20 protein-coding genes and 1 tRNA gene are annotated in these 24,931 nt (G+C 75.1%); 8 read left to right on the plus strand and 13 right to left on the minus strand.

Features of this window, described 5'->3' with window-relative positions:
- Positions 1-41: 41 nt before the first annotated feature.
- From ACWGB8_RS13545 to hemC, 3 genes are all read right to left on the minus strand, one after another.
- Entirely contained in the window at positions 42-1,703 is a 1,662-nt protein-coding gene (locus ACWGB8_RS13545) for a long-chain fatty acid--CoA ligase (RefSeq protein WP_452213241.1), read from the minus strand.
- A gap of 127 nt (positions 1,704-1,830) precedes the next feature.
- Positions 1,831-2,277 (minus strand): phosphatase domain-containing protein, encoded by a 447-nt coding sequence (locus tag ACWGB8_RS13550; protein ID WP_452213242.1) that lies wholly within the window; start codon positions 2,275-2,277, stop codon positions 1,831-1,833.
- A 120-nt stretch (positions 2,278-2,397) separates the two neighbouring features.
- Positions 2,398-3,336, minus strand: coding sequence for a hydroxymethylbilane synthase (hemC, locus tag ACWGB8_RS13555; protein ID WP_452213244.1), 939 nt, complete (start codon positions 3,334-3,336; stop codon positions 2,398-2,400).
- Between the two features lie 153 nt (positions 3,337-3,489).
- Here hemC and ACWGB8_RS13560 point away from each other — a divergent pair, with 153 nt between their 5' ends.
- On the plus strand, positions 3,490-3,681 hold the full coding sequence (locus ACWGB8_RS13560; protein ID WP_452213246.1) for a hypothetical protein: 192 nt from the start codon (positions 3,490-3,492) through the stop codon (positions 3,679-3,681).
- A 108-nt stretch (positions 3,682-3,789) separates the two neighbouring features.
- Here the strand turns inward: ACWGB8_RS13560 and ACWGB8_RS13565 are convergent, their stop codons facing one another.
- Together ACWGB8_RS13565 and ACWGB8_RS13570 are read right to left on the minus strand one after the other, a co-directional pair.
- Positions 3,790-5,100: a hypothetical protein gene (locus tag ACWGB8_RS13565; RefSeq protein ID WP_452213248.1), complete on the minus strand. Its 1,311-nt coding sequence runs from the start codon at positions 5,098-5,100 to the stop codon at positions 3,790-3,792.
- Between the two features lie 71 nt (positions 5,101-5,171).
- A complete protein-coding gene (locus ACWGB8_RS13570) occupies positions 5,172-6,077 on the minus strand; it encodes a DUF1906 domain-containing protein (protein WP_452213249.1) in 906 nt (301 codons plus the stop codon).
- A gap of 152 nt (positions 6,078-6,229) precedes the next feature.
- Here ACWGB8_RS13570 and ACWGB8_RS13575 point away from each other — a divergent pair, with 152 nt between their 5' ends.
- Positions 6,230-7,315: an EamA family transporter gene (locus tag ACWGB8_RS13575; RefSeq protein ID WP_452213251.1), complete on the plus strand. Its 1,086-nt coding sequence runs from the start codon at positions 6,230-6,232 to the stop codon at positions 7,313-7,315.
- Between the two features lie 223 nt (positions 7,316-7,538).
- On the opposite strand, the gene ACWGB8_RS13580 is transcribed toward ACWGB8_RS13575, so the two are convergent.
- The 7 genes from ACWGB8_RS13580 to ACWGB8_RS13610 form a co-directional block, all read right to left on the minus strand.
- Positions 7,539-8,372 carry a pyridoxine/pyridoxamine 5'-phosphate oxidase gene (locus ACWGB8_RS13580; RefSeq protein WP_452213253.1) on the minus strand — a complete coding sequence of 278 codons (834 nt, stop codon included), beginning with the start codon at positions 8,370-8,372 and terminating at the stop codon, positions 7,539-7,541.
- Between the two features lie 443 nt (positions 8,373-8,815).
- Positions 8,816-9,145, minus strand: a complete 330-nt coding sequence (locus tag ACWGB8_RS13585; protein ID WP_452213255.1) for a hypothetical protein — start codon at positions 9,143-9,145, stop codon at positions 8,816-8,818.
- Between the two features lie 442 nt (positions 9,146-9,587).
- A complete protein-coding gene (locus ACWGB8_RS13590; RefSeq protein WP_452213257.1) occupies positions 9,588-10,952 on the minus strand; it encodes an FAD-binding oxidoreductase in 1,365 nt (454 codons plus the stop codon).
- 119 nt (positions 10,953-11,071) lie between these two features.
- Positions 11,072-11,902 carry a MerR family transcriptional regulator gene (locus ACWGB8_RS13595; protein ID WP_452213259.1) on the minus strand — a complete coding sequence of 277 codons (831 nt, stop codon included), beginning with the start codon at positions 11,900-11,902 and terminating at the stop codon, positions 11,072-11,074.
- 74 nt (positions 11,903-11,976) lie between these two features.
- Positions 11,977-13,146 carry a peptidoglycan-binding protein gene (locus ACWGB8_RS13600; protein WP_452213261.1) on the minus strand — a complete coding sequence of 390 codons (1,170 nt, stop codon included), beginning with the start codon at positions 13,144-13,146 and terminating at the stop codon, positions 11,977-11,979.
- A 252-nt stretch (positions 13,147-13,398) separates the two neighbouring features.
- Positions 13,399-13,486 (minus strand) — tRNA-Ser (locus ACWGB8_RS13605).
- 59 nt (positions 13,487-13,545) lie between these two features.
- Complete coding sequence (locus tag ACWGB8_RS13610) at positions 13,546-15,330, minus strand: S1C family serine protease (protein WP_452213262.1); 1,785 nt, start codon at positions 15,328-15,330, stop codon at positions 13,546-13,548.
- Between the two features lie 543 nt (positions 15,331-15,873).
- Here ACWGB8_RS13610 and ACWGB8_RS13615 point away from each other — a divergent pair.
- The 4 genes from ACWGB8_RS13615 (at position 15,874) to ACWGB8_RS13630 (ending at position 20,413) form a co-directional block, all read left to right on the plus strand.
- Positions 15,874-17,343, plus strand: a complete 1,470-nt coding sequence (locus tag ACWGB8_RS13615) for a purine-cytosine permease family protein (RefSeq protein WP_452213263.1) — start codon at positions 15,874-15,876, stop codon at positions 17,341-17,343.
- Positions 17,344-17,469: 126 nt separating this feature from the next.
- On the plus strand, positions 17,470-18,345 hold the full coding sequence (locus ACWGB8_RS13620; RefSeq protein ID WP_452213265.1) for a glycerophosphodiester phosphodiesterase: 876 nt from the start codon (positions 17,470-17,472) through the stop codon (positions 18,343-18,345).
- 418 nt (positions 18,346-18,763) lie between these two features.
- A complete protein-coding gene (locus ACWGB8_RS13625) occupies positions 18,764-19,300 on the plus strand; it encodes an ATP-binding protein (RefSeq protein WP_452213266.1) in 537 nt (178 codons plus the stop codon).
- 126 nt (positions 19,301-19,426) lie between these two features.
- Positions 19,427-20,413 (plus strand): DUF5926 family protein, encoded by a 987-nt coding sequence (locus ACWGB8_RS13630; protein WP_452213268.1) that lies wholly within the window; start codon positions 19,427-19,429, stop codon positions 20,411-20,413.
- Between the two features lie 182 nt (positions 20,414-20,595).
- On the opposite strand, the gene ACWGB8_RS13635 is transcribed toward ACWGB8_RS13630, so the two are convergent.
- Positions 20,596-21,234 carry a bifunctional DNA primase/polymerase gene (locus ACWGB8_RS13635; protein ID WP_452213270.1) on the minus strand — a complete coding sequence of 213 codons (639 nt, stop codon included), beginning with the start codon at positions 21,232-21,234 and terminating at the stop codon, positions 20,596-20,598.
- Positions 21,235-21,814: 580 nt separating this feature from the next.
- Between ACWGB8_RS13635 and ACWGB8_RS13640 the strand changes: the two genes are divergently transcribed.
- Together ACWGB8_RS13640 and ACWGB8_RS13645 are read left to right on the plus strand one after the other, a co-directional pair.
- Positions 21,815-23,251, plus strand: coding sequence for a PP2C family protein-serine/threonine phosphatase (locus ACWGB8_RS13640; protein ID WP_452213272.1), 1,437 nt, complete (start codon positions 21,815-21,817; stop codon positions 23,249-23,251).
- A gap of 136 nt (positions 23,252-23,387) precedes the next feature.
- Positions 23,388-24,887 carry an aminopeptidase P family protein gene (locus ACWGB8_RS13645; protein WP_452213274.1) on the plus strand — a complete coding sequence of 500 codons (1,500 nt, stop codon included), beginning with the start codon at positions 23,388-23,390 and terminating at the stop codon, positions 24,885-24,887.
- Positions 24,888-24,931 lie beyond the last annotated feature (44 nt).

The following is a 24,931-nucleotide window of genomic DNA, read 5'->3' on the forward strand; positions in this document are numbered from 1 at the left end:
GCCGGGTGCACCGCGGTGCACCCGGCCCTCCGTCGTCCCCGCTACTCCTTGCCGAGGACGGTGACGTCCAGCGCGTCCGCCGCGTACTCGGCCCGGATCACCTTCTTGTCGAACTTGCCCACCGAGGTCTTCGGCACCGCCTCGACGATCGACCAGCGCTCCGGCAGCTGCCAGGAGGCGATCCGCTCGGCCAGGAAGGCCCGCAGCTCCGGCAGTCCGGCGGTGGCACCCTGGCGCAGCACCACGGTGGCCAGCGGGCGCTCGCCCCACTTCTCGTCCGGGACGGCGACCACGGCGGCCTCGACGACCTCCGGATGGGCCATCAGCTGGTTCTCCAGCTCCACCGAGGAGATCCACTCGCCGCCGGACTTGATGACGTCCTTGGCGCGGTCGGTGAGGGTCAGGTAGCCGTCGGCGGTGATGGTGCCGACGTCACCGGTGCGCAGCCAGCCGTCCTCGCTGAACTTGTCGTCCGGGCGCTCCGGGTCGTTGCCCGCGCCGCCGTAGTACGCGCCCGCGATCCACGGCCCGCGCACCTCCAGCTCGCCCGCCGAGGCGCCGTCGTGCGGCATCCGCTCGCCGGAGGGGCCGATCAGCCGGGCCTCGACGGAGGCCGGGAAGAGGCCCTGGGTGATTCGGTACGGCCACTCCTCCTCCGGGGTCAGGCCGCCGGGCGGCTGGGCGAAGGAGCCGAGCGGGGAGGTCTCGGTCATGCCCCAGGCGTGCACCACGCGGATGCCGTGGCGCTCCTCGAAGCCCTTCATCAGGGCGGGCGGACAGGCCGAGCCGCCGATGACCACCATGCGCAGCGCGGAGGTGTCGTAGTCGCCCGCGTCCAGCTCGTCCAGCAGGCCGCTCCAGATGGTGGGCACGGCGGCGCTGATGGTCGGCTTCACCCGGTCGATCATCTCGGCCATCGGCTTCGGCTGGAGGAAGCGGTCCGGCATCAGCAGGTTTGCGCCGGACATGAAGGAGGCGTGCGGGATGCCCCAGGCGTTGACGTGGAACATCGGCACGACCGGCAGCGTGGTGTCCCGGGCGGTCAGCGCGAAGCTGTCGCCGGCGTTGACCTGGAGGCAGTGCAGGTAGACCGAACGGTGGCTGTACAGCACGCCCTTGGGGTCGCCCGTGGTGCCGGAGGTGTAGCAGAGGGCCGCGGCCCGGCGCTCGTCCAGGTCGGTCAGCCACGGGTACTCGACGGGCCGGCCGGCGAGCAGCTCCTCGTAGTCGTGCACCTGGCCGGCGAAGCCGTCCAGCACCGAGCGGTCGCCGGGGCCGCTGACCACGATGTGCTTGAGCGTGTCGGCGAGCTGCGGGAGGACCGCGGCCAGCAGCGGCAGCACGGTGCCGTTGACGATGATCACCCGGTCGGCGGCGTGGTTCACGATGAACGCGAGCTGCCCGCCCGGCAGCCGCAGGTTGAGGGTGTGCAGCACCGCGCCCATCGACGGCACCGCGAGGTACGCCTCCAGGTGCTCGGCGTTGTTCCACATCAGGGTGGCGACCCGGTCGTCCTCGCCGACGCCGAGCTCGTCGCGCAGCGCGTACGCCAGCTGGGCGGCCCGCGCGCCGACCTCCGCGTAGCTGCGCACCACCGGTCCTGTGCCGTCCCAGGTGGTGACGGTGGAACGCCCGTGGATGGTCGACCCGTGGACCAGGATTCTGGCGACGGTGAGCGGTACGTCCTGCATCGTGCTGAACACGGGTCCTCCTCGACCTGGCGGCACCTGGGATCCGACCGTTCGTCTACTGGTGGGTAATTTCGGTCGGCGTTGCCCGATTGTGCCGCTGATCCCCGCCGATGTCAGCAGGCCGAGCCCGTTGCCCGGATCACGGCCGGAAGCGGGCCACGAAGCGGCGCTGCCACGGGGTCTCCACGGCACGCGGGTGATAGTGCGCGCGGACGTAGCCGACGGCCCGTTCGGCGGGCACCCCGTCGAGGACGGCCAGGCAGGCGAGCGCGGTGCCCGTCCGGCCCCGGCCGCCGCCGCAGGCCACCTCGACCCGCTCGCCGGCGGCGCGCTCCCAGACCTCGCGGAGCGCGGCGGCGGCGTCGGCGGGCTCGGCCGGCAGCCGGAAGTCCGGCCAGCGCACCCAGCGGCTCTCCCACGGCACGACGGGCGGGCGGCGGCCCAGCAGGTACAGCCCGAAGTCGGGCACCGGCCCCGGCGGCAGGGGGTGGCGCAGGCCCCGCCCGCGCACCAGCCGCCCGGAGGGCAGCCGGAGCAGCTCGTGGGCGGCGGTCTCGTCCCAGGTGGTGCCCGGAGCCTCGGTCATGCCCGGAGGCTACCCCGCCGGGGCCGGCCGCGCGGGGGGTTCGCCGCGGTCCGGCCGGCAGCGGCCGGGGCGGGGCGGGTGGCGTGCGGGCGTACGGGGCGGGCGCGCGGCTCGGGTGGCTCAGGCCGGGACGGGCGGGCGGATCGCGTCCAGGATCACCCGGGCCCCCCGGTCGACCAGCTCGGCGGCCAGCGCGGCGCCGAGCTGCTCCGGGGCACCGGCCGGGCCGACCAGGGTGCCGGACACGCGCTGCCGCCCGTCCAGCGAGGTGACCTGGCCGAACAGGCTGAGCCGCCCGTCCGGGAGGGTGTGGGCGTACGCGCCGACCGGGACGCTGCAGCCGCCGTGCAGCTCGGCGAGCAGTCCGCGCTCGGCACGGACGTGGGCGTCGGTCGTCGGATCGCCGAGGGTCGAGAGCACCGCCCGGACCGCCCGGTTGTCCTCGCGGACCTGGATGCCCAGCGCCCCCTGGCCCGGGCTCGGCGGGAAGAGGTCGAGCGGGAGCAGCTCGCCGATGGCGTCCTCCAGCCCGAGCCGGTGCAGCCCGGCCGAGGCGAGCACGACGCCGTCCAGGCCCATGGTCTCGATCTTCCGCAGCCGCGGCGGGACGTTGCCGCGGATCGGGACGATCTCCAGGTCCGGCCGGACGGCCAGGAGCTGGGCGATCCGGCGGGCCGCCCCGGTGCCCACCCGGGCGCCCTTGCGCAGACCGGCCAGGGTCGAGCCGCAGAGCGCGTCGCGGACGTCCTCGCGGGCGGGCGGCTGGAGCAGCACCAGCCCGTCCGGGTTGCTGGTCGGCAGGTCCTTGAGGGAGTGGACGACCACGTCCACCTCGCCCCGGACCAGGGCCGCCTCCTGCTCGGTGCTGAACGCCGAGCCGCCGCTGACCAGGCTGACGTCGGACAGCAGCGACCGGCGGTCCCGGTCCCCGCCCTCCAGGATGACCCGGTGGGTGAAGGTGGTGTCCGGGAAGCGCTCACGCAGCGGGGCGAGGTACTCGCGGACCTGGGCCTTGGCGAGATGGCTCGCGCGCGAACCCACCAGGAATGCGGACGCCATGGTGATCAACCTCCCGAATCGGCTGACGGCTGTTCAATTCATGCTAGGTCCGGTGCGGTTGTGCTTTTGCAGACAGCGAGTCGGCAAGCGCCGCCGGACGGCTCCGCCCGGGCGCACCCGCGGTGCGCGAGCGGGAGGGCAATACTGAGCCGCATGAGTGAGAGCCACGACGAGCACCGGTTCCGGGTGCCGTGCCCGAACTGCCACGGCGGGGTGCGGACCCGCGCCCGGCTCGGGCTCCGGTACGACCGGACGGGCACCGGCCACATCCCCGAGACCTGCCGGGACTGTGCCGGGCGCGGCTGGCTGCCGCTGCGCAACGGCGAGTGGACCCGGCGCGGCTGAGCCCCGCGAACGGGGGCCGCGCCGGGGCTCGGGCGGGTCGGGTCGGGCCGGGTCTCGGACGGGCCGAGGGCAGGCCGGGACGGGCCCGGGCCTGCCGACGGCGGACGGTCAGACCGTGCGCTCCGGACGGGAGAGCCGGACGCAGACCTCCGGACGGGGCTCGTACGCCGGGTCGAGGTACCAGCCGCGCTCGGCGGCCAGCCGCAGCAGGTGCTGCGCGCCGACCCCCCGGTAGGTGGCCTGGTCGACCCGGATCCGCCGGTGGAAGGTGCCGTCCGGGGCGGTCACCCGCCGGTAGTTCTCCGCCGGGTGGGCCAGCTGCTTCGCGGTGTCGCGCTCCAGGATGCGGTGGACGTGCCGCTCCCAGGCCGCGGTGCTGCCGGTCAGCTCCGGCCAGAACACCCGCGGCCCGACGGCCCAGCGGGCGGCCCAGTGGTGCCAGTGGTCCGGGTCGGAGCGCGGCACCCAGAATGTGAGCACCGCCCAGAGCGGCAGGTAGACCAGCTGGAGCAGCAGCATGAACGGCAGCAGCAGGAAGAGCCGGGACGGCCGCGGACCCCACGGCGTGCCCGGGGCGGCCGGCGGGTCGTGCGGACCGGGCGCGCCCGACTGCGCCGGGGCCGGGAAGGTGCGGGCCAGCCAGACCTGCTCGCCGGCCGCCCCGCCGCCGGCGACCTGCCAGCCGTGGCGCTCGGCGATCCGCGCGACCCCGACCGCGCCGAGGCCGCGGTGCAGGCGCAGCGGCAGCTTGACCGTCATCTCGCGGCTGTGGTCCGCGCCGAGCGCACCCTGGCCGGAGGCGAGTTCGGCCTCGGCCTTCCGGACGCGGCGCTCCACGATCGGGGCGAGGTAGCGCTCCCAGTCCTCGGGCTTCCCGGTGAGCTCCGCCTTCAGCCGGCGCGGCGGGATGAAGTAGCGGTGCGGCTTCATCCAGGCGTCCGAGTCGGGTCCGGACGGGCCGCCGCCCGGGGAGAACATGGCGATCACGACGAGGGCGACGAGCGCGGCGATCCACAGCGGCGCGTAGACCCACTGGAGGGTGAACTGCAGCAGCACGGCGGCCCGGTTGCGCCGGGGCGCAGGACCGGGGAGCCCGGCGCCCCGGGCGAAGGCGGGGACGTAGCCGGGCTCGCCCGCGGGGGCGGCCGGCGGCACGGGGGCCGCGGGCGGCGCCGGCTGTGCGTAGGGGTTCTGCTCGTACGCGGCCTGCGCGTAGGGGTTCTGCGCGTGGGGGTTCTGCGTATGGGGGGCCTGCGCGTACGGGTTACCGGGGGACGGCTGGTTGTGGCTGTAAGGCTGGTTACGGCCGTACGGGTCGAGGCCGTACGGCGCCTGTCCGTACGGGCTCCCCCCGTACGCCGGCGGGGCCGCCGGTGCCCCGTACCCGCCGCTCCCGTCGCGGCCCTGACTGTTCGACACTGCTGCTCCCCCGTTCACCGACCGAATCGGGGGGACACCCTACCGAGCGCCGGGGACTCTCCTCCCTCGCCCTATTCCGCGACCGGTCCGTCGACCTCGTCGCGGTCGACGAGCAGCTCGGCGCCGCCGTACGACTCCTTCACGTTGCCCCGGTACTGGTGGATGCGCTGGTGGTCGGCCCAGAGGTCGGCGGGGATGCCGCCGCTGCCGTCGGTGGAGGCGCGGTCGTCCCAGCGGGCGTACCAGAGCGCGTCGGGCAGCGGGCGGCTGCCGGCCCGGGCCGCGGCGACCAGGTCGGCGATCCCGGAGTCGAGGCTGGAGTAGAAGCCGGAGCGGTACCCCGCGGCATGCAGGCCCTGGGTCCAGCCGAGGGCGAAGTCGACGACGGCCTGGGCGCAGGACGCGTCGCCCCGCGGGTAGGCCTCGATGTCGAGGTAGACCGGGCTGCCCTTGCCGAGGCCGACGGCCTGCAGTCCGCGGACGGCCTCGGCGGCCTCCTCGCGGCCCTGCCGGACGGCCTGCGCCGGGTCGATCCGCAGCGGTTTGCGCGCGAGGTCGCTGCACGGGGCCTGCCGGCCGACGTGGGTGGGGATGAAGCGCCAGCCCGCCGCCCTGGCACCGCGCACCCAGTCGGCGGTGAGCCGGGGCTGGGCGCAGCCGCGCTGCCCGCCGCTGGTGTAGATGCCGACGGCGCCGTACGGGGAGGTGCCCTGCCAGGCCCGGAGGGTCTCCAGCGGGGGTGCGGTGCAGGTGTCGAAGCCTGTGCCGCGGTAGCCGGGGCCGGGGCGCGGCGCGGGCGGTCCGGCCCGGTCGGGGACCACGGTGGCCCGGATCCGGGGCGCGGCCGGGACCTCGACGGCGGTCGGGGCGGCGGCGGCGAGCGGTGCGACGGATCCGGCACTCGCGCCCGGACCTTCGGCGGCCAACAGCAGGACCAGGGTGGCGGCGGCGAGCGCCGCGGGGCGGAGATAGCGCACCCCGCCTTGATACTGACGGACCGTCGGGCGATTGCCGCAACCGCGCCGCCGCGTCCCGGAAAGCTCACCCATTCGGGCGTACCCGTCCGCATCCGTCCCTATATTGGTAACGAGCTTGCTCCGGCATGACTCCTTACGGCAGACTCGCCACCATGCCCACCTCCCCCACCGGCGAAACCACCGCCTTGACGCCGATCGGCCCGGCCCTCGCCGAGGCCCTTGCCATGCCGCCCGCCCCCAAGGGCGAGCCCGCCGGCGAGCGCGGTGGCTGGCGACGAGGCGGCCCCGGGCAGCAGGCGTCCGGCGAGGGTGCGCCACCCCCGGGCGTGCACCCCGTCCGACCCCCGGGTCGGCGGTATTCGAAGCTCCTGCGGCGCCCGGATGCGATCCCGGCGCCGCTTCTCTGTTTGGTGGCGATGCTCACCGTCCAGCTGGGCATCGCGCTCTCCAAGCCGCTCTTCGGCCCGCTCGGGGTCGGCGGGACGACCTTCCTGCGGCTGAGCTTCGCCGCGGTCGTGCTGCTGGCGGCGACCCGGCCCCGGCTGCGCGGACGCTCCCCGCGCGACCTGGCCGCCGCCGGACTGCTCGGAATGGCCTCGGCCGGGATGACCCTGCTCTTCGCCGGGGCGATCGACCGGCTGCCGATGGGCACCGCCGCGACCATCGAGTTCCTCGGCCCGCTCGCCGTGGCCCTGGTCTTCGCCCGCCGCGCCACCCACCTGCTCTGGGCCCTGCTGGCAGCCGGCGGCGTCGCGCTGCTCACCCTGCTCGGCGAGGGCGGCGGGGGCCACGGGCTCGACCCGGTCGGCCTGGCGTACGCCTTCGGGGCGGCGGCCTGCTACGCCGCGTACATCCTGTTCACCGACAAGGTCGGCGCGACCTTCCAGGGCTTCCAGGGCCTCGCGGTGTCGATGACGGTCGGTGCGCTGACGCTGGCGCCGTTCGGGCTCGGCGAGGCCTGGTCCGGGCTGACCGCACCGGACGCCTCGCCGCTGGTGCTGCTGCTGTCGGTCGCCGGGGTGTCGCTGCTGCTGCCGGTGATCCCGTACGCGCTGGAGATGACCGCGCTGCGCCGGATGCCGCAGCGGGTGTTCAGCATCATGGTGAGCCTGGAGCCGGCGGTGTCGGCACTGGTCGGCCTGGTGGTGCTGGGCCAGCTGCTGGGCGGGGTCCAGGTGGCCGGCATCGCCTGCGTGGTCGCGGCCAGCGTGGGGGCCACCCTGACGGGGCGGCGCTGAGCGGGCGGTGCTGACCCGGACGGCGCCGGGTCGGCGCAGGGCGCGACGGCCCGGGCGTGTCCGGGCGTGTCCGGGCGTGTCCGGGCGTGTCCGGGCGTGTCGCGGCGGCTCAGGGCGTCGAGGGCGCCGTTCGCCCGTCCGGCGGGCGGTCCGGTTCCGGGCCGCCCGCCGCTGCTTGCGCCCGGCGGCCCTCCGGACCGTCCGCGCCTCCGGGCCGTCGGCGCTACGGCCAGAGCAGGGTGCGCGACCACTCCGGCGCGCGGACCGGCCCGGTGCGGGTGTAGCGCAGCCGGACGTGCCGGCGGTCCGAATCGCCCTGCCAGAACTCGGCCTCGTGCGCCCAGAGCGTGTAGACGGCGTGGCCGGCCGGGACGATGCCCGGCGCCGCCTCCAGCCGCCGGCGCGCGGCGACGGCGGCCTCGTCGTACTCGTCGAGCGACTCCATCGGCTCGCTCTGCCGACCGACCAGCGCCCCGACCCGGGCGGCCGGTGAGCGGGTGGCGAACTCGGCGGCGGCGACCTGGTCGGCCGCGCGCTCGACGGTGCCGCGCACCCTGATCTGGCGGCCGAGGCCCGGCCAGTACAGCGTGAGCGCGGCGGCCGGGTGGTCGGCGAGCTGACGCCCCTTCGGACTGTCGGCCGCGGCGGAGAACACCCAGCCGGTGCCCGAGGGGTCGACGTCGCGCAGCACCAGCACCCGGGCGTCGGGCAGCCCGTCGGCGTCGACCGTGGAGAGCGTCATGACCTGCGGGTCCAGCACGCCGGCCGCGAGCGCGGTGGCGAGCCAGTCGACGAACAGCGGGCCCGGTTCGGCCGGGGCCGCCGCGGGGTCGAAGCCCGGCAGCGGGCGGGCCATCGGCGGCCGGCCGAGCAGCAGTTCGGGCACCGAGCGGGCCTCCGTGCGCGGTTCGCCGACGCGCGGTTCGGCGGGTGCGCCGCCGTCGCGGTCGCTTCCGCTGCGGTCGTTGCCGCCGGCGCCCGCGCCGCGGCCCTCGTCACAGCTCGCGTCCGGCCGTGCCTCGTCGGGGCCGGTCGGCCCTGCCTCCTCCGCCGCCATCGCGCCTTCCCTCCGGTTGCCGTGGCCGCCACCCGGCGGGCCCGGCCGGAGGGTCCGGCCCGCGGGTCCGCGCGGGGTGCGCTGTGAGAGCGCAACCGTACCGCCGCGGGCCGACGGCGCCGGGTGCGGGCCCTGGCCGACGGGTGAACCTGCGGCTGCGGCAGGCGGGCGGGGCACGGCACGCAGGAGGAGCGGCACCGGCGGTCGCGGCACGGGCGGGCGTAGACGGACGCAGACGGACGCGCCGCGCGCGAACGGCCGCGGGCATGCCGGTGGGCGGTGCCGTCGCCGACACCGCCCACGAGTCCGGTTGGCGGTGACCCTTTCCGCTGCCCCGGTGACTGCTGCACTGCTTCGAACCCCTCCGCGGGTGCTCAGCTCACCCGCGGCTCACGCCGTCCGTCCACCTCCGGCGCCCCCGCCGGCGGTGGGACCGGGCGGGGTCAGCCGAAGACCGGGGCGAAGACGATGTTGAAGTTCTGGTTGGACTGACCGGCCAGGACGGCGCCCGCGTTGTCCTTCACCGCCACGGTGTTGTTCTGGTTCGAGGCACCGGCACCGGTGGCCGTCTGCTGGGTGGAGATGTAGTTGCCGTCCACCGAACCGAAGACGTTTCCGGTCCCGGTGTTGGACACCACGCTGCTGTTGGACCCGTCGTTCGCCAGTGCGCCGTTGTCGGCGGCGGCGGCTCCGGCGCCCGCCAGCAGCAGGCCGGCCGCGAACGGAGCGGCAACGAGCAGACCGACCATCCGGGGGGTGCGGAAACGAACCATGAAAGCCTCCAAGAAGCCGTTAGTCACACATTCTTTGCGGTGGTTCGCCGGCCAGGCGAACCGCTGCGGCTGCGACGCCTCGACCAGAGTTCCGCAACAAATCGACAAAGCACCACCTCCCGACCCGCTTTTCGCCCGTTAGCGTGATATCCGGGCAGCGGCGCATAACGGCGGGCCGGACCGCGCACGGACCGACACACCGCCGACGAGCTGGGACTTCGCCCGAACGGTGGGCGCCCCCGCACCCCCACGGGACGGCGTGTGCGCAGCACACGAACGGCGGCTCGCACCACCCCGGCGCGAGCCGCCGCCATTCACGCCCCCATCGAATCGACCAAGACTCCTTGTCGATACATCCAGCCATCCTGCGACTATTCAACAATCAGACAAGAAGTGGACCCGATCATGGCCCGTCGGTGAATTCCCGGCGAAGGCGCGGGAATCAGACCGCCTTACCCGGGTTGAGGATCCCCAGCGGGTCGAAGACCGCCTTCAGCTGCCGCTGCAGGTCCAGGGCCACCGGCCCCAGCTCGCGCGCCAGCCAGTCCCGCTTCAGCAGTCCGACCCCGTGCTCCCCGGTGATCGTCCCGCCCAGCTCCAGCCCCAGCGCCATGATCTCGTCGAAGGAGCGCTGGGCCCGCGCCGACTCGTCCGGATCGGAGCCGTCGAAGATGACGATCGGATGGGTGTTGCCGTCGCCCGCGTGGCTGACCACCCCGATGGTCAGCGCGTTCCGCTCGGCGATCGCCGCCACCCCGTTCAGCATCTCGGCCAGCCGGGAGCGCGGGACGGCCACATCGTCGATCATCGTGGTGCCCAGCCGCTCCAGCGCGGGCAGCGCCGAACGCCGCGCCTGCAGCAGCAGCTCGGACTCCGCCCGGTCCGCCGCCGGCACCACCTCGGTCGCGCCCGCCGCCCGGCAGAGCTCCCCCACCGCCGCCAGCTCGCCCGCCGGGTCCGCCCCGTCGAAGGCCACCAGCAGCAGCGCCCGGGTGGACTCCGGCAGCCCCATCCGCCCGAACTCGTTGACCGCCCGCACCGAGGTCGCGTCCATCAGCTCCATCAGCGACGGCGTGAACCCGCGCGCCATCACCGCGCAGACCGCCGCACCCGCCGCGTCCGCGCTCGGGAACTCCGCCGCCAGCGCCAACTGCGGTGCGGGTGCGGGCCGCAGGGCCACCACCGCGCGCACCACGACGCCCAGGGTGCCCTCCGAACCGACCAGCAGCCGGGTGAGGTCGTAGCCGGCCACGCCCTTCGCCGTCCGGCGGCCGGTGCGCAGCAGCCGCCCGTCGGCCAGCACCACGTCCAGCCCGAGCACGTACTCGCTGGTGGTGCCGTACTTCACGCAGCAGAGCCCGCCCGCTCCGGTGCCGATGTTGCCGCCGATCGTGCAGGACTCCCAGCTCGACGGGTCCGGCGGGTAGGCCAGCCCCGATCCGGCGGCGGCCCGGGAGAGCTCGGCGTTGACCACGCCCGGCTCGACGACGGCGATCCGGTCCACCGGGTCGATCTCCAGGATGCGGTTCATCCGCACCATCGACAGCACGATGCAGCCGTCCACCGCGTTCGCCGCCCCCGACAACCCGGTCCGGGCGCCCTGCGGCACCACCGGCACCCGCAGTTCGGTGGCCGTCCGCAGCACGTGCTGCACCTGCTCGACGGTCTCCGGGAACACCACCACCGCGGGATCGCCGGCCGCACAGAAGCCCGCCATGTCGCGACGGTAGGCGGCCGTCACGTCCGGGTCCACCACCAGTGCGTCCGGCGGGAGTCCGAGCGCCAGCCGGTCCGTCAGATCACTCACCACAGCCTCCGATCGCCGCCGCAGCGGCACCGCCCGTCGTACGCGCGACTCTGCCGCCGCCCCGGGAACGGGGCAAGTGCGCGGCGCGGCGGGCGGTGCCGGTCACCGGGCCGGCCGGCTCAGCCGCGGACCACCGGCTCCTGCAGTTCGGTGACCCACTGCGCGGTGTCCTCCGGGCACTCCAGGTACAGCTCGCGGGCGTACCCGGCGGAGCGGTAGCCGTTCTCCCCGATGAACCGGGCCAGCGCCTGGAAGGACGGCAGGCCGTCGTCCATCGCCCCGCGGTGCACCACGGTCGCCGCCTCCTCCACGGCGGGCAGCTCGCGCACCTCGAAGCCGTACGCCTCCGAGGGCTTCACCGCGGCCGCGACCGGCACGGCCGCGCGGACCAGCACCGAGCCGTCCCCGGCCGGCGCGTCCTCGTACAGGGCGATCGCAGGACCGGCGTCCGCGACGCCCGCCTGCGCCATCCGGCGGCACAGCTCCGCGAAGAGCGGGCCGACCACCGGCCCGATGTCCTGCGGCTCGTAGCTCGCCGCCACCGCCGACAGTTCGGCCACCCGGACCGCCGGCACCCGCTTGACCACGACCTCGCTGGTCGACATCCGTCCCTCGCTCTCGATCGTCCGGAGCCGCGCCTCGACCCGTTCCAGCCGCTGGGCGTCGGCCGCCATGGCCGCCGCCAGTTCGGCCCGCCGCAGCCGCAGCATCCCGCGCAGCTCGGCTGCGTCCACCCGCTCGTCCAGCACGGCCTGCACCTGCTGCAGTGTGAAGCCGAGGTCCTTGAGCGCGACGATGCGGTTGAGCCGGGCGAGCTGGGCGGCCTCGTAGAGCCGGTAGCCGTTGAACGGGTCGACCCGGTCCGGGCGCAGCAGTCCGATGGCGTCGTAGTGGCGCAGCATCCGGACCGACACCCGGCCGTGCTTGGCGAAGTCTCCGATGGTGAACATGATGGCTCCAGTGCAGGGCCTCACACGGTGTCATGGTCAAGCACCGGCCCCGCCGCCGCCCGGGCCGGGCCGGTTCAGTCCGTGACGTCGAAGCCCCGCCGCTCCCCCAGCGCGCGCAGGCTGCGCTGGCCGGGGATGCCGTTGGCGTCGGCGCCGCGGTAGCCCAGGCTGCGCTGGAAGGCCGCGTACGCCTCGACCGTCCGGGTGCCGAAGGAGCCGTCCACCCACCGGCGTTCGAGCAACCCCTCGTCCGCCAGCGCCTGTTCGACGATCCGCGCCTCCCCGCCGTAGGTGGTGTGGCCCTGGGCCGCCCCGGGGTCGGTCCGGGCCGCCGCCACCACGTGGGCGAGCGAGACCCGGCGGGGCGAGGGCAGCCGCCCGAGCAGCCGGCGCAGCGACGTCTCGCCGGGGACGCCGTCCGCGTCCGCGCCGCTGTAGCCGAGGGAGCGCTGGTAGTCGCGGTAGTTGAGGGTGTCGGCGTCGCGCCAGTCCTCGTCCGGGCCGGAGCGGTAGTGGTCGCCGTGGCCCGCCGCGACCAGCGCCTCGCCCACCTCGCGCACCTGCGGACCGTGCGCGCCCCAGCCGTACTCCAGCCCGTTGATCGTCACCCGGTGGCGGGCCGGGGCGGTGTCCTGGGAGCCGCCGGACTGCGGGGGCGGCGGCAGCGGGGTGCCCTGGGCCGGGCCGCCACCACCCGTCGAACCGCCGCCATGGCCGCCGCCGACCGCGGCCGCGATGCCCGGCAGGACCGCCTCGCGGAACTGCCGCACGCGCGCGTCGCCCGGACAGGCCGTCCCGCCGTCCGACCACTGCGGGTACAGCCGGTGGTAGCCGAAGCCCGGGTCGTCGTGCGAGCGGCAGACCCGCAGCGGGATGCCGTGCTGCCGGTGCAGCCAGACGCCGAGCCGGACCAGCGCCTGCACCTGGGCGTCCGTCCACGGGTCGGTGTGGTCGAGGTTGCTCGCCGTCTCCACGCTCACCGCGCCGGTGCCGTCCGGGCGCCGGTTGGCGTGCATGTTGGCGTCGGCCCGGGTCTGCGTCCCGACGAACTGCGCGACGCGGCCGTCGAAGCCGACCCCGAAGTGCGACTCCAGGGCCGTCGAGTCGCGCCAGTACTCGTACATCCGGCGCGGCGTCCACGGCGCCGCGATGCTGTGCAGGATCACCTGTGTCGGGACGATCGCCGGCTGCCCGTCGGACTCGGGCTGCAGCTCCATCCGCTCGCCATCGGGGTACCAGGCCATGCATGCCTCCACGACATGCCGGGCGCCCGGCCCACCCCCACCTCAACCCGCCGGACGCGCTCCCAGGGCACTTCGCCCACTGTCCACCGGCTAACGACCACCTCCCCGACCGTGCAGGACGCCCCGCTCCCAAACCCCCCGTCCGAGTGAATACCCGCTCCAGCCACCTGACGACCCGCCACCCGCCGCCCTTCCCCGGGAACGCCGACGGCCCCCGACCGGATCAACTCCGGTCGGGGGCCGTTCAACAGGCGGAGAGCGTGGGATTCGAACCCACGGTACGGGGTCACCGCACGACAGTTTTCAAGACTGTTCCCTTAGGCCGCTCGGGCAGCTCTCCGAGGCGGAGGCCAGCCTAACGGGTCCGGCGGGGTTCGGTGCACCGGTTTGCGGGGTGCGTCAGCCGTCGTCGCCGACCCGCTCGCCGAGGGTGACCTTGGTGGTGGCGGTCTGGCCGTTGCGGGTGTACTCGACGTCGACGCTCTCGCCCGGCTTGTGGGTCCAGATGCGGCTCACCAGCGCGGGGCCGTTGTCGATCGGGACGCCGCCCAGCTTGGTGATCACGTCGCCGGGCTTGAGGCCCGCCTTGTCGGCGGCGCCGCCGGGGGTGACGGCGGGGACGCCGCGGATGTCCTTGGTCGAGATCTGGGCGCCGTCGCCCTTGTAGTCGTCGTTGCGCAGCACGTCCAGGCGGGCGTAGACCGGGCGGCCGGTCTTGATCAGGGTCTCGGCGACCCACTTGGCCTGGTTGATCGGGATGGCGAAGCCGAGGCCGATGCTGCCGGCCCGGCCGGTGCTGGAGGTGTTGGACTGGATCGCCGAGTTGATGCCGATCACCGCGCCGCCGGAGTCGAGCAGCGGGCCGCCCGAGTTGCCGGGGTTGATGGAGGCGTCGGTCTGCAGGGCGTTCATGAAGGACGCCTGCGCGCCGGTCTCGTCGCCGGACGCCACCGGGCGGTCCTTGGCGCTGACGATGCCGGTGGTGACGGTGGACTCCAGGCCGTACGGGGCGCCGATGGCGATGGTGGAGTCGCCGACCAGGACCTTGTCGGAGTCGCCCAGCGGGAGCGGCGTCAGCTTGTCCTTCGGCGGGTTGTCGATCTTCACCACGGCGACGTCGTAACCCTCGGCGCGGCCCATGATGGACGCCGGGTACGAGGTGCCGTCGGCGAACTTGACGCTCAGTTTGCCGCCGGCGGCGGCGGGGGCCACGACGTGGTTGTTCGTCAGGATGTGGCCCTCCTTGTCGAAGACGAAGCCGGTGCCGGTGCCGGACTCGCCGCTGCCCTGGGCCTTGATCGTGACGACGCTGGGCATGGCCTTCTGCGCGATGGCGGCGACCGAACCGGGCGCGGCCTCGTTCTTCTGGGTGTTCCCGGCGGGCACGGTGGTGCTGGTGCGCTCGGACCTGGCGCTGACGGTGCTGTCGTCGCGGTCCGCGACGACCACGCCGACCGCGCCGCCGGCAACACCGGCGACCAGGGCGACGGCCGCGATCAGCGCGACCAGGCCGCCGCGCTTGCGGCGCGGGCCGGTGGGCTCCGGCGGGGCCGGGTAGCCGACCGGACCGCCCGGGTACGCCGGGCCGCCGGGGGCGCCGGGGCCGCCGGGGGCACCCGGGGTGGCGGGGGCGGAGTCGTGCAGGCCCCAGCCGCCGAGCGGCCGGCCGGCGCCGAACGGCGAGCCGTGGCCGTGCGCGCCCGGTGCCGCCGCGGGGGCCCCGTACGGGTCGTGGGCGGCGGCCGGTGCCGCCGCGGGGGCCCCGTACGGGTCGTGGGCGGCGGCCGGCGCCGAGTACGGGTTGGCGGGCGCAGCCGGGGCGGCGGGCACCGCGGTGAGGGCGGTGGTCGCCGGGTCCGCCGGGGCGGCGGGCGCCGGCGGCAGGACCGGCGGCGGGGCGTCCAGGTAGCCGGGCGCGGCGGGCGCGACCGGGGCGGGCGGCAGGACCGGCGGCGGCGCGTCCACGTACTCCGGGGCGGCCGGCGCGGCCGGCTGCTCCGGGGGCGTGATCTTGCCGAAGGCCAGCGTGGGGCGCGCCCCGCCGGCCACGGGGGCGTCCGGCGCGTCCGGCGCCGCCCCGGGCCCGGGCTGCTGCGCCGGACCGTCAGGAGCGGGACCGACCCCTCGGCCGCCGGGCTGCTCCCCCTGCGGCCCGGTGGACCCAACCTCACGCTCGGTGCTCACGGACGACCTCCATAGCTGACAGGACCAAGAACCCTAGTTTTTCGCACAGTCGATTCGTTTGCCGTAAGGACCCTTCTGAAGAACTCATAAGAATCCTTAGGCGGACCCGATCCCGGGCGGTTCCCGGGCTGTTCCCGGGCCCTTCCCGGACGCGGACCAGGCCTCGGACCCGACCTCGGAACCGGTCTCGTGACCGGCCGCGCGACCGAGGTGGCCGCGGGCCGTTCCGGAGCCCTCGCGGAGTGGTCCCGGGCGCCGGTCCGCGGCGCGTCCGGTACCGCGCCCGTCGCCGCCCGCGGGAGTGCCGGGCGGTTGGGCCGCCGCCCCCGGGCCGTCCCGCGATCCGGACCGCAGGCCCCCTGGCCTTGGCGTTCACCGCCTCGCCGGTTAGCCTGTCGCTCCAATCTGACACGCGGGAGCTTGGACCAGCCAGGCTGAGAGTGCGCCGGTCGACCGTACGCCACGGTATCCGTGGTGGTGCCGTCGAGGGGGCGCTGACCGCCGGAACCTGTCCGGGTAATGCCGGCGTAGGGAGTATCGGCCATGCCGCCTGCTTCGCCATCCTCTTCTCCTGGCGCGTCCGCGTCCAAGGATTTCCGGAAGTCGTCCGCGACCGTTCACTCGGACGCCGCCGACCCCGCCGGCGGTTCCGCCGCGACCGCCACCGCGGTCCTGGACCACCCCGGATCCGGCGGCCGGGTCGAGGCGCCGCTGGTGCTGGACACCGCGCCGCCGCGCACCCTGGGCTTCCGCGACCACTTCGCGCTCTGGATGAACCTCGGCGTCAGCCTGATCGGCTTCTCCACCGCCGCCACCGTGCTGGGCGCGCCCGGCAGCGAGCTGGGCTTCGCGGCGGCGGTGACGGCGGTCGTGGTCGGCACCGTGATCGGTACCGCGATGCTGGGCGTGGCCGCGCTGATCGGGGCCCGCACCGGCGCCCCCGCGATGGCGAACCTGCGCGGCCTGTTCGGCACCCGGCTCTCGTACGTGCCGACCGTGCTGAACATCGCCCAGTGCATCGGCTGGGGCGTGTACGAGCTGCTGGTCATCGCGATGGGCGCGCAGACCGTCGCAGGCACCGAGGGCTACCGCTGGCTGTTCGTGGTGCTGGCGGGCGCGCTGACCACCGCGCTGACGATCTGGCCGCTCGGCGCGATCGCCGTGCTGCGGCGCTTCGTGGCGGGCGCCGTCGCGGTGGCGATGGTCTACTTCACCGTCCAACTGGGCCGGCAGGGCTTCCCCGACCCGGGTGCGGGCAACTGGGGCGGCTTCCTGACCGCCACCGACGCGATGATCGCGGTGTCGATCTCCTTCGTGCCGCTGGCCGCCGACTACACCCGCCACTCGCGGACCCCGGGCTCGGCGTTCTGGGGCAGCTTCTCCGGCTACACGGTGGCCCAGGCCTGGTGCTACGTGCTCGGCCTGATCGCGCTGCTGCAGGTCGACGGCGACCCGAACCGGATCTTCGACTCCTTCATGGGTGTCTGGGCCGGCTGGCTGTTCCTGCTGGTGCTGGTGCTGCGCGAGACCGACCAGTCGTTCGCCAACGTGTACTCGACCGCGATGTCGATCCACAACCTGCTGCCGAAGGTCGACCGCCGGGTGCTGACCGGCACGGTGGGCGCCCTGATCACCGTCCTGGCGCTGCAGATCACCGAGTTCACCAGCTCGTACTACGCCTTCCTGGGCCTGATCGGCTCGGTGTTCGTGCCGATGTTCGCCGTCCTGGCGGTGGACTACTTCCTGGGCGCCGGGCGGCGCGGCTGGAACCTCTCCGACGACGCGCCGTCCCGCTGGCTGATGCTGCTGCCGTGGGCACTGGGCTTCGCGGCGTACCAGCTGATCGCGCCGACCGCGATCGCCGGCTGGTGGACGGACTTCTGGACCTCGGCCCGGGAGCTGATCCACTTCACCCCGCAGGCGTGGACCTCGGCCTCGCTGGCCGGCTTCCTGGTGCCGGCCCTGGTCACCCTGGCGCTGCGCCCGCTGACCGCCGGCCGGGCGCAGGACTGACACCCGCACGGACCCGCGGCACCACACCGCAGCACCCCGCAGCACCCCGCAGCACCCCCGAGGACGGCCCCCCAGGTTGGGGCCGTCTTCGTCTGCGCGTCACCTGCGCCGCCTATCGTGGACCGCGTGACCAGTCCCGATCTCTCCCCGGCCACCGCCGGCACCGCGCAGCCCGTCCGGGTGATCGCCCACCGGGGCTCCTCGCACGCGCTGCCCGAGCACACCCTGGCCGCCTACCGCCGGGCACTCGCCGAGGGCGCCGACGGGCTGGAGTGCGACGTCCGGGTGACCGCCGACGGGCAGCTGGTGTGCGTGCACGACCGCCGGATCGGCCGGGTGTCGGACGGGCGCGGCACGGTCTCCGCGATGACGCTGGCCCAGCTGGAGGCGTACGACTTCGGGGCCTGGAAGACCGGCCGGGCCAGCAGCGATCCGGAGCTGCGGGGGGTGCTGCGGCTGGAGAGCCTGCTGGAGCTGGCGGTGGACTCCGGGCGCCCGGTGGAGCTGGCGATCGAGACCAAGCACCCGGTGCGCTTCCGCGGCCGGGTGGAGGCCGAGCTGCTCCGGATGCTCGGCCGCTTCGGCATCACCGGCGGCCCCGGGCCGGCCGACGGAACGAACGGCGGCCCGGACAGCGAACCGGCCGGCGACGCCGGGACCCGTCCGACGGCCCGGATCATGAGCTTCTCCCCGGTCGCCCTCGGCCGGGTGCGGGCCGCCGCCCCGCAGTACCCCCGGGTCTTCCTCTTCGAGCGGACGCTGCCGCTCGTGGGCCGGGTGCGGCCGGGTACGGAGCTGCCGGGCGGGGCGCGGATCGCCGGCCCGGGGATCGACCTGGTGCGGGCCAGACCGGAGCTGGTGACCCGGCTGCGCGCGGCCGGACACCAGGTGCACGTGTGGACGGTGGACGAGCCGGCCGACGTACGGCTCTGCCTGGAACTGGGGGTGTCGGCGATCATCACCAACCGCCCGGCGGAGGTGCTGGCCCAGCTCGGCCGCTGACCCCGCGCAGGTTCCCGCGGCGTCGTCCGGCGCGGCACCGCACGGGGGCACCGCGTGCCGCCCCGCAGTACGCGCCGGACGGGCGGGCGTTATACCCGCGTGATCGGTGGGACCGGTGGGGCCGGGACGGCTGACCGGTGCGCGTGAGCGGTACCCGGTCGCGCTGGTCGGCGTTCGAACCATCCGGACCAAACCTGCGGTTGACAGATTTTGCCGGAAATTACGCGCCGGAACGACACAGGGTGAGCGGCGAATCACCTTTCGCGTACCGTGAGTCGCGCCGCCCGAAATGACCGCGCGGGATCGTCCCGTGGTCGTTTCCGACGCATTACCAAGGGGCATCCATCCCTCGGCATACGCTGAAGGAGGTCCGGGGGTGGCGTTGATGGTGGCGCGTGAAGTGCCGACTTCATCGACCATGGCAGTGCCGCACGGCCCAGCGAGTGTCGGGGTCGCACGGCGCCGACTGCGTCGAGATCTGGGCGACCGCGAGATACCGGAACCGGTCATCGATGATGCCGTTCTGATCCTCTCCGAGCTGCTCAGCAATGCATGTCGATACGCCCGTCCGCTCGGCCCGCTGCCCGCGCTCGGCCGCGGTGCCAGGGCCGAGGTGCTCGGCGGGGTGCTGGTGGGCGTGCCGTCGGGTGCGGCCGCGGTGACGGCGCGTCGGGAGGACGAGGACGGCGAGGAGGACGGCGGCGTCCTGGTCCGCTGGCAGATGCACGCCGACGGCATCCTGACCCTGGAGGTCACGGACGGCGGCGCGGTCACCCGGCCGGTGCCGGCCAGCCCCTCGCTGACCGCACGGGGCGGGCGCGGGCTCGGCATCGTCGACCAGTTGGCCAGTGACTGGGGCGTGCGCGACGCGCCGGGCGAGGTGACGGTCTGGGCGGCGCTGCCGGCCCGGGCGAGGCACGCCCGGCGGGACGGCGGTGACGCCCGCACCGCCTGACGCCCGCACCGCCCGAGCCCGTACCGGCGGTCGGCACCGCCCGCGCCCCGGCGCGCGCCCACCCGCCGCCGGAACGTCAGTAGGCTGCCCGGAGCACTACACCACCGTTCCCGGGAGAGCCGCACCATGGGCAAGAAGGCCGCCAAGAAGGCGCCGCAGCGCAGCCAGTCCACCACCGCCGTCACGGGCGAGGTCCCCGTGGTCGGGGCGCGCGAGGCGTGCCCCTGCGGTTCGGGCCGCCGCTACAAGGCGTGTCACGGCCGGGAGGCGTCGCACGCCGTCCAGGAGCTGGTGCACCGTCCGTTCGAGGGGCTGGCCGGGGAGGCCGACTGGGTGGCGCTGCGCGAGCTGGTGCCCGCCGCGACCGCCCCGCTGGCCCTGGCCGAGGGCGTGGCCGCGTCGGCCAACGGCGAGGTGCCGTCGGTGACGCTGGCGACCGTCCTGCCGCTGGCCTGGCCGGCCCTGCGCCGCCAGGACGGCTCGATCCTGCTCGGGCTGCAGACCCAGTCCTCCTCCGGCGACCTCAGCCGCGACCTCGCGGACGCCCTGGAGCTGGCGCTGGCCGCCGAGCCGGGCAGCCCGGTGCCGTCGCGCCGGACCGTCCCGGGCGGGCGCCGGCTGCAGGACCTGCTCGACGCCGGCGCCGCGTTCACGCCCACCGTGCACACCGGTTTCGAGTTCTGGCTGGAGGACGCCGAGACCGCCACCGGTGAGGTGGCCGCCTCGCTGGAGCGCGCCAACGCCTCGGCGATCCCGACCGAGAAGCTGACCGGCGTCGACTCCGCCTACTGGTGCGGTACCCCGGACAAGAACCACCTGCGCTGGGTGATGACGGTGCCCGAGGAGCAGCTGCTGGACGCCCTGGCCCGGCTGACCGCCGCCGACCGGTCCTCGCTCGGCCCGGACACCCGCCTGGTCGGCTCGTTCCGCGCGCACGGCCTGACCGTCCCGGTCTGGGACCTGCCGCTGGCGATGACCGCGGCCGACTGCGAGAAGCCCGCCGCCGAGTTCGCCGAGCGGCTCGCGGAGGCGCTCGCGGACGCCGCGCCGCTCACCGCGGACGAGCGCCGCACCCGCGCGAACCTGGTGAACCGTCAGGTCACCCTGAACTAAAGGACCCCGCCAACTGGTGATACGCGTCACATTGTCGCCGTCGGACCGCAATTTCCGGGCGGTGGCGGCCTCTTGGAAATTGGCGCGGACGCGGATCCTTGTTACTGTCTAAAGAGTCCGGTCGCTGGTGCATCCCCCGTCGCCAGCGGCCGGATCTTTTGTTTCCGGGGCGGACCCCGCGTTCAGTGCGCCGGACGCCCGGTGTCGAGCCGTACCGTCGCCTCGACCAACTCCCCCAGCAGCGGCCCGACCTGGGGCAGCCACACCCCGCCGTCGGCCGCCTGGCGGGGCGCGATCACCCAGCGCACGGTGCCGCCCGCGCCGCCGCCCGGCGGCAGCGGCAGGAACCCTCCGGTCCCGTGGTAGCGCAACGAGCCCGGCACCCAGGCCTGTTGGGCGAGCAGTTCGCCGAGCGCATCCAGCGAGTACGGGGCGACGAGCAGCGCGTACCGGCCGGGCATCGCCAGCACCGGGCCGAGCGGCAGCCGCAGCGCGCCGAGGTAGGCCAGGGCCCGGGCACCGGCCACCGCGGGCAGGCTGACCGCCGACACCCCCCGGCCGGTGGCCAGCAGGACCGGCGCGTCCGGGCTCTGCCGCTCCCACCACCAGCGGACCATCCGGGCGTCGGTGGTGGCCGCGAGCAGCGGCGGGTCGTGCGGGTGGGCGCCGGGCACCGGGCAGTGCTGGTCACCGCAGCCGCAGCGGCCGGCCCGCAGCCGGACGCCGGGCAGCACGGGCCAGCGGTGGTCCACGGCCGCCGTCAGGGCGGCGGCCAACCGGGCGGAACGGGCCTCGGACCGGCCTTGCGGGTTCTCGCGCATGGGCGCTCGTTCCTTTCCGTGACCGCTCGGGTGCTCCGTTCGTCCGGGTCGCCGGGCGCGGTCCGGCCGGGTGCGGTCCAGGGGGCGCGGGCAGGCGTGAAGCGCGGTGTCCGGAGCACGACTTGAACAGGCCGTCGAACAGAACGGCCCTGGGAACGAGAATCCCGTATGCGACCGGACGGACGCTCTCCGGGCGCGGCCGGTTCCACCGTACGAGTGAGTGGCGTCCGGCCCGGCCGGGCGCCGGGCGGTGACCGCATACGATCCGGACGGCCACCCGGACCGGGTCACCACGGGTCTGCCCGTTCTCCCCCCGTTCCATGCCCCCGGCGCTCCCGGCACTCCCGGCCGCGGCGGCGGGTGTCCGCGGGGGCGACGGGCGGCCGCGGACCGCCCGCCCGCGGCGTCCCCGCTCTGGACATGCCCCGAATGGGCTGTGTAGAAGTGGTGGCAATACTGACGATCAATGACGAGTAGGAGCGAATCCAGGCGAAACGCGCCGTTCGGCCGTGCTCGCTCCATCGGCCGTACAGGGGTTCCGCATGATCCGCATGACACGTACCGCGTCAGGAGTGGCGGCATGACCGAGTCCCACCCGTCGTCATCGTCCCCCGCGCCCGTCGAGCCCGTCGAGGGCTGCGGCGCCGGCGGACTCTCGCTGCTCGACCCGCCCGGCTTCCCCGGCCCCGGCCCGTCGGCCGCCGCCGGGGAGCGCCCGGCGGCCCCCGCCGCCGTGCAGGACCGTTCGGCCGAACGGCTGTCCGACTACGCCGCGCTGCACGAACACACCGAACGGCTCGCCCGGGCCCGCGGTCTCGACGACACCCTCCACGCCGTCCTCGCCTCCGGGCTGGCCCTGCTCGGCGCCGACCGGGCCCTGCTGGTCACCGCCGCCCCCGGTGGCGGCCCCGGCCGACCGGTCGGCCTCGGCCTCGACCGCGCCGCGCTCGGCTCGCTGGAGACCGTGCCGTCCGAGCAGAGCTGGGTCGCCCGCCTGCTGCGCCCGCACGAGCGGCCCGAGCGGCTCGGCTCCCGCCACCTCGCCGAGGACCCGCAGACCGGCCCCCGGCTGCGCGAACTCGCCGCCCAGCTCGGCCTGGCCGGCTGCCACGGGCTGCCGCTCGCCACCGAGGAGGACGGCCCGCTGGCCGCCGCCCTCTGGTTCTGGGACGAGCCCGCCGAGCCCTCCGAGCGCCGCCGCGAGCTGGTCCGCCGGTACTGCGCGATCGCCGCACCCCTGCTGGCCCGGCAGCTGGAGGCGGAGAAGGTCCGGCGCACCGCCGAGGCGCTGCGCCGCGGCCTGCTGCCGGACCGGCTGCCGCAGACCGCCGGGCTGCGGCTCGCCGCCCGGCTCGTCCCGGCCGGACTCGACCACTCCTGCGGCAGCGACTGGTACGACGCCATCGCGCTGCCCGACGGCACGCTCGGCCTGACCGTCGGCAGCGTCTCCGGCGACGGACCCGGTGCGGGGCCCGGCTCCGCGCCCGGCGCCGCCGCCGCGATGGGCCGGGTCCGGGCCGCGCTGCGGGCGTACGCGGTGCTGGAGGGCGAGGACCCGGTCTCCGTCCTGGGCGACCTGGAGCTGCTGCTCAAGACCACCGAGCCGGCCCGCAGCGCCACCGCCGTCTACGCCTGGGTCGAGCCCGCCGATCGCCGGATCACCCTGGCCGGCGCCGGGCACTGCCCGCCGGTGCTGGTCGGCCGGCAGGGCGCGGACTTCGTCGAGACCTCGCTGTCAGCGCCGCTCGGCATGCTCGCCTGCTGGGAGGCGCCCGGCGTCGAGCTGACCGCCGAGCGCGGCGACACCCTGCTGCTGTACACCGAGGGGCTGGCCCGCCGCTGCGGCCCCACCCTGCACGCCGGGCAGGCCAACCTGCGCCGGGCCGCCGCCGACGCCCCGCGCGACGTGCGGACCGACCCGGAGCGGCTCTGCACGCACCTGCTGGCCTCCTGCGTCCGCCCGACCGGCACCGCCGCCACCGACGACCTGGTGCTGCTCGCCGCCCGATTCGACTAGCAGAGGGAGTCCCGCCGCAGGTCACGGGCCCGAACAGCTGGGCGGCCGGCCGTCCGTACCATGGGACGCACGGCCGCCCATGCCTGTTGTGATCCGACGTGTCCGGGGCGGCAAGACTCGCAAGGAGGCGACGTACGTGACCGAGGACCGCAGCCCCGCAACGGCCGAGAACCCCGAGGCCGGCGGCGAGGAGCCGCAGCAGTTCAAGGGCCGCAAGAACGGCCTCTACTCCGAGGTCTCCGACGAGCTCGCCGCGTCCATGAAGTCCGGCTGGGCCGACACCGAGCTGCACGACCTGGCCCCGATCGCCCAGGCCCCGTACGCCGCCGAGCGGCGCGCCGCGCTGTCGGCCGCCTTCCCCGGCGAGCGGCTGGTCGTCCCGGCGGGCAACCTGCGGGTGCGCTCCAACGACACCGACTACGCGTTCCGCGCCTCCAGCGAGTACGTGCACCTCACCGGGGACCGGACCGAGGACGCGGTGCTGGTCGCCGAGCCGACCGGCGCGGCCGGCCACGAGTTCGGCCTCTACCTGCTGCCGCGCTCGAACCGCGAGAACGGCGAGTTCTGGCTGGACGGCTACGGCGAGCTGTGGGTCGGCCGCCGGCACAGCCTCGCCGAGCAGCAGCAGCTGCTCGGCCTGCCCGCCCGCGACGTCCGCAAGGCCGCCGAGGAGCTGGCGGCCCGCGCCGCGGACCGCACCGTACCGACCCGGATCGTGCGCGGCTACGACGCCGGACTGGAGACCGCCCTCGCCGACGTCCTGGACGCCGGCAAGGACGCCGCGCTGAAGGAGTTCCTGAGCGGCCTGCGGCTGGTCAAGGACGCCTGGGAGATCGGCGAGCTGCGCGCCGCCTGCGAGGCGACCGTCCACGGCTTCACCGACGTGGTCCGCGAGCTCGGCAGCGCCGTCGCCACCTCCGAGCGCTGGATCGAGGGCACCTTCTGGCGCCGCGCCCGGGTCGAGGGCAACGACGTCGGCTACGGCACCATCGCCGCGGCCGGCCCGCACGCCACCACCCTGCACTGGGTGCGCAACGACGGCGACGTCCGCCCCGGCGAGCTGCTGCTGCTCGACGCCGGCGTGGAGACCCACACCCTGTACACCGCCGACGTCACCCGCACCCTGCCGATCAACGGGCGCTTCACCGACCTGCAGCGCAAGATCTACGACGCGGTGTACGACGCCCAGGAGGCCGGCATCGCGGCGGTGAAGCCGGGCGCCCGCTTCCGCGACTTCCACACCGCCTCCCAGCGCGTACTGGCCGAGCGGCTGCTCGCCTGGGGCCTGATCGACCCGGCCGTGTACGACCTGGAGAAGGTCCTGGAGCTGGGCCTGCAGCGCCGCTGGACCCTGCACGGCACCGGCCACATGCTCGGCCTGGACGTCCACGACTGTGCCCACTCCCGCCGCGAGGAGCACGTCGACGCGCTGCTCGTCCCCGGCATGGTGCTGACCGTCGAGCCCGGCCTGTACTTCCAGCAGGACGACCTCACGGTGCCCGAGGAGTACCGCGGCATCGGCGTCCGCATCGAGGACGACATCCTGGTCACCGCCGACGGCAACGAGAACCTCTCGGCCGGCCTGCCCCGCCGCGCCGACGAGGTCGAGTCCTGGATGGCCTCGCTGTCCTCCTGATCCGCCGCCGGTGGGCCCACCGGACGGTACGGCCCGCGGGTAAT

Source organism: Kitasatospora sp. NPDC054939, assembly GCF_053610105.1.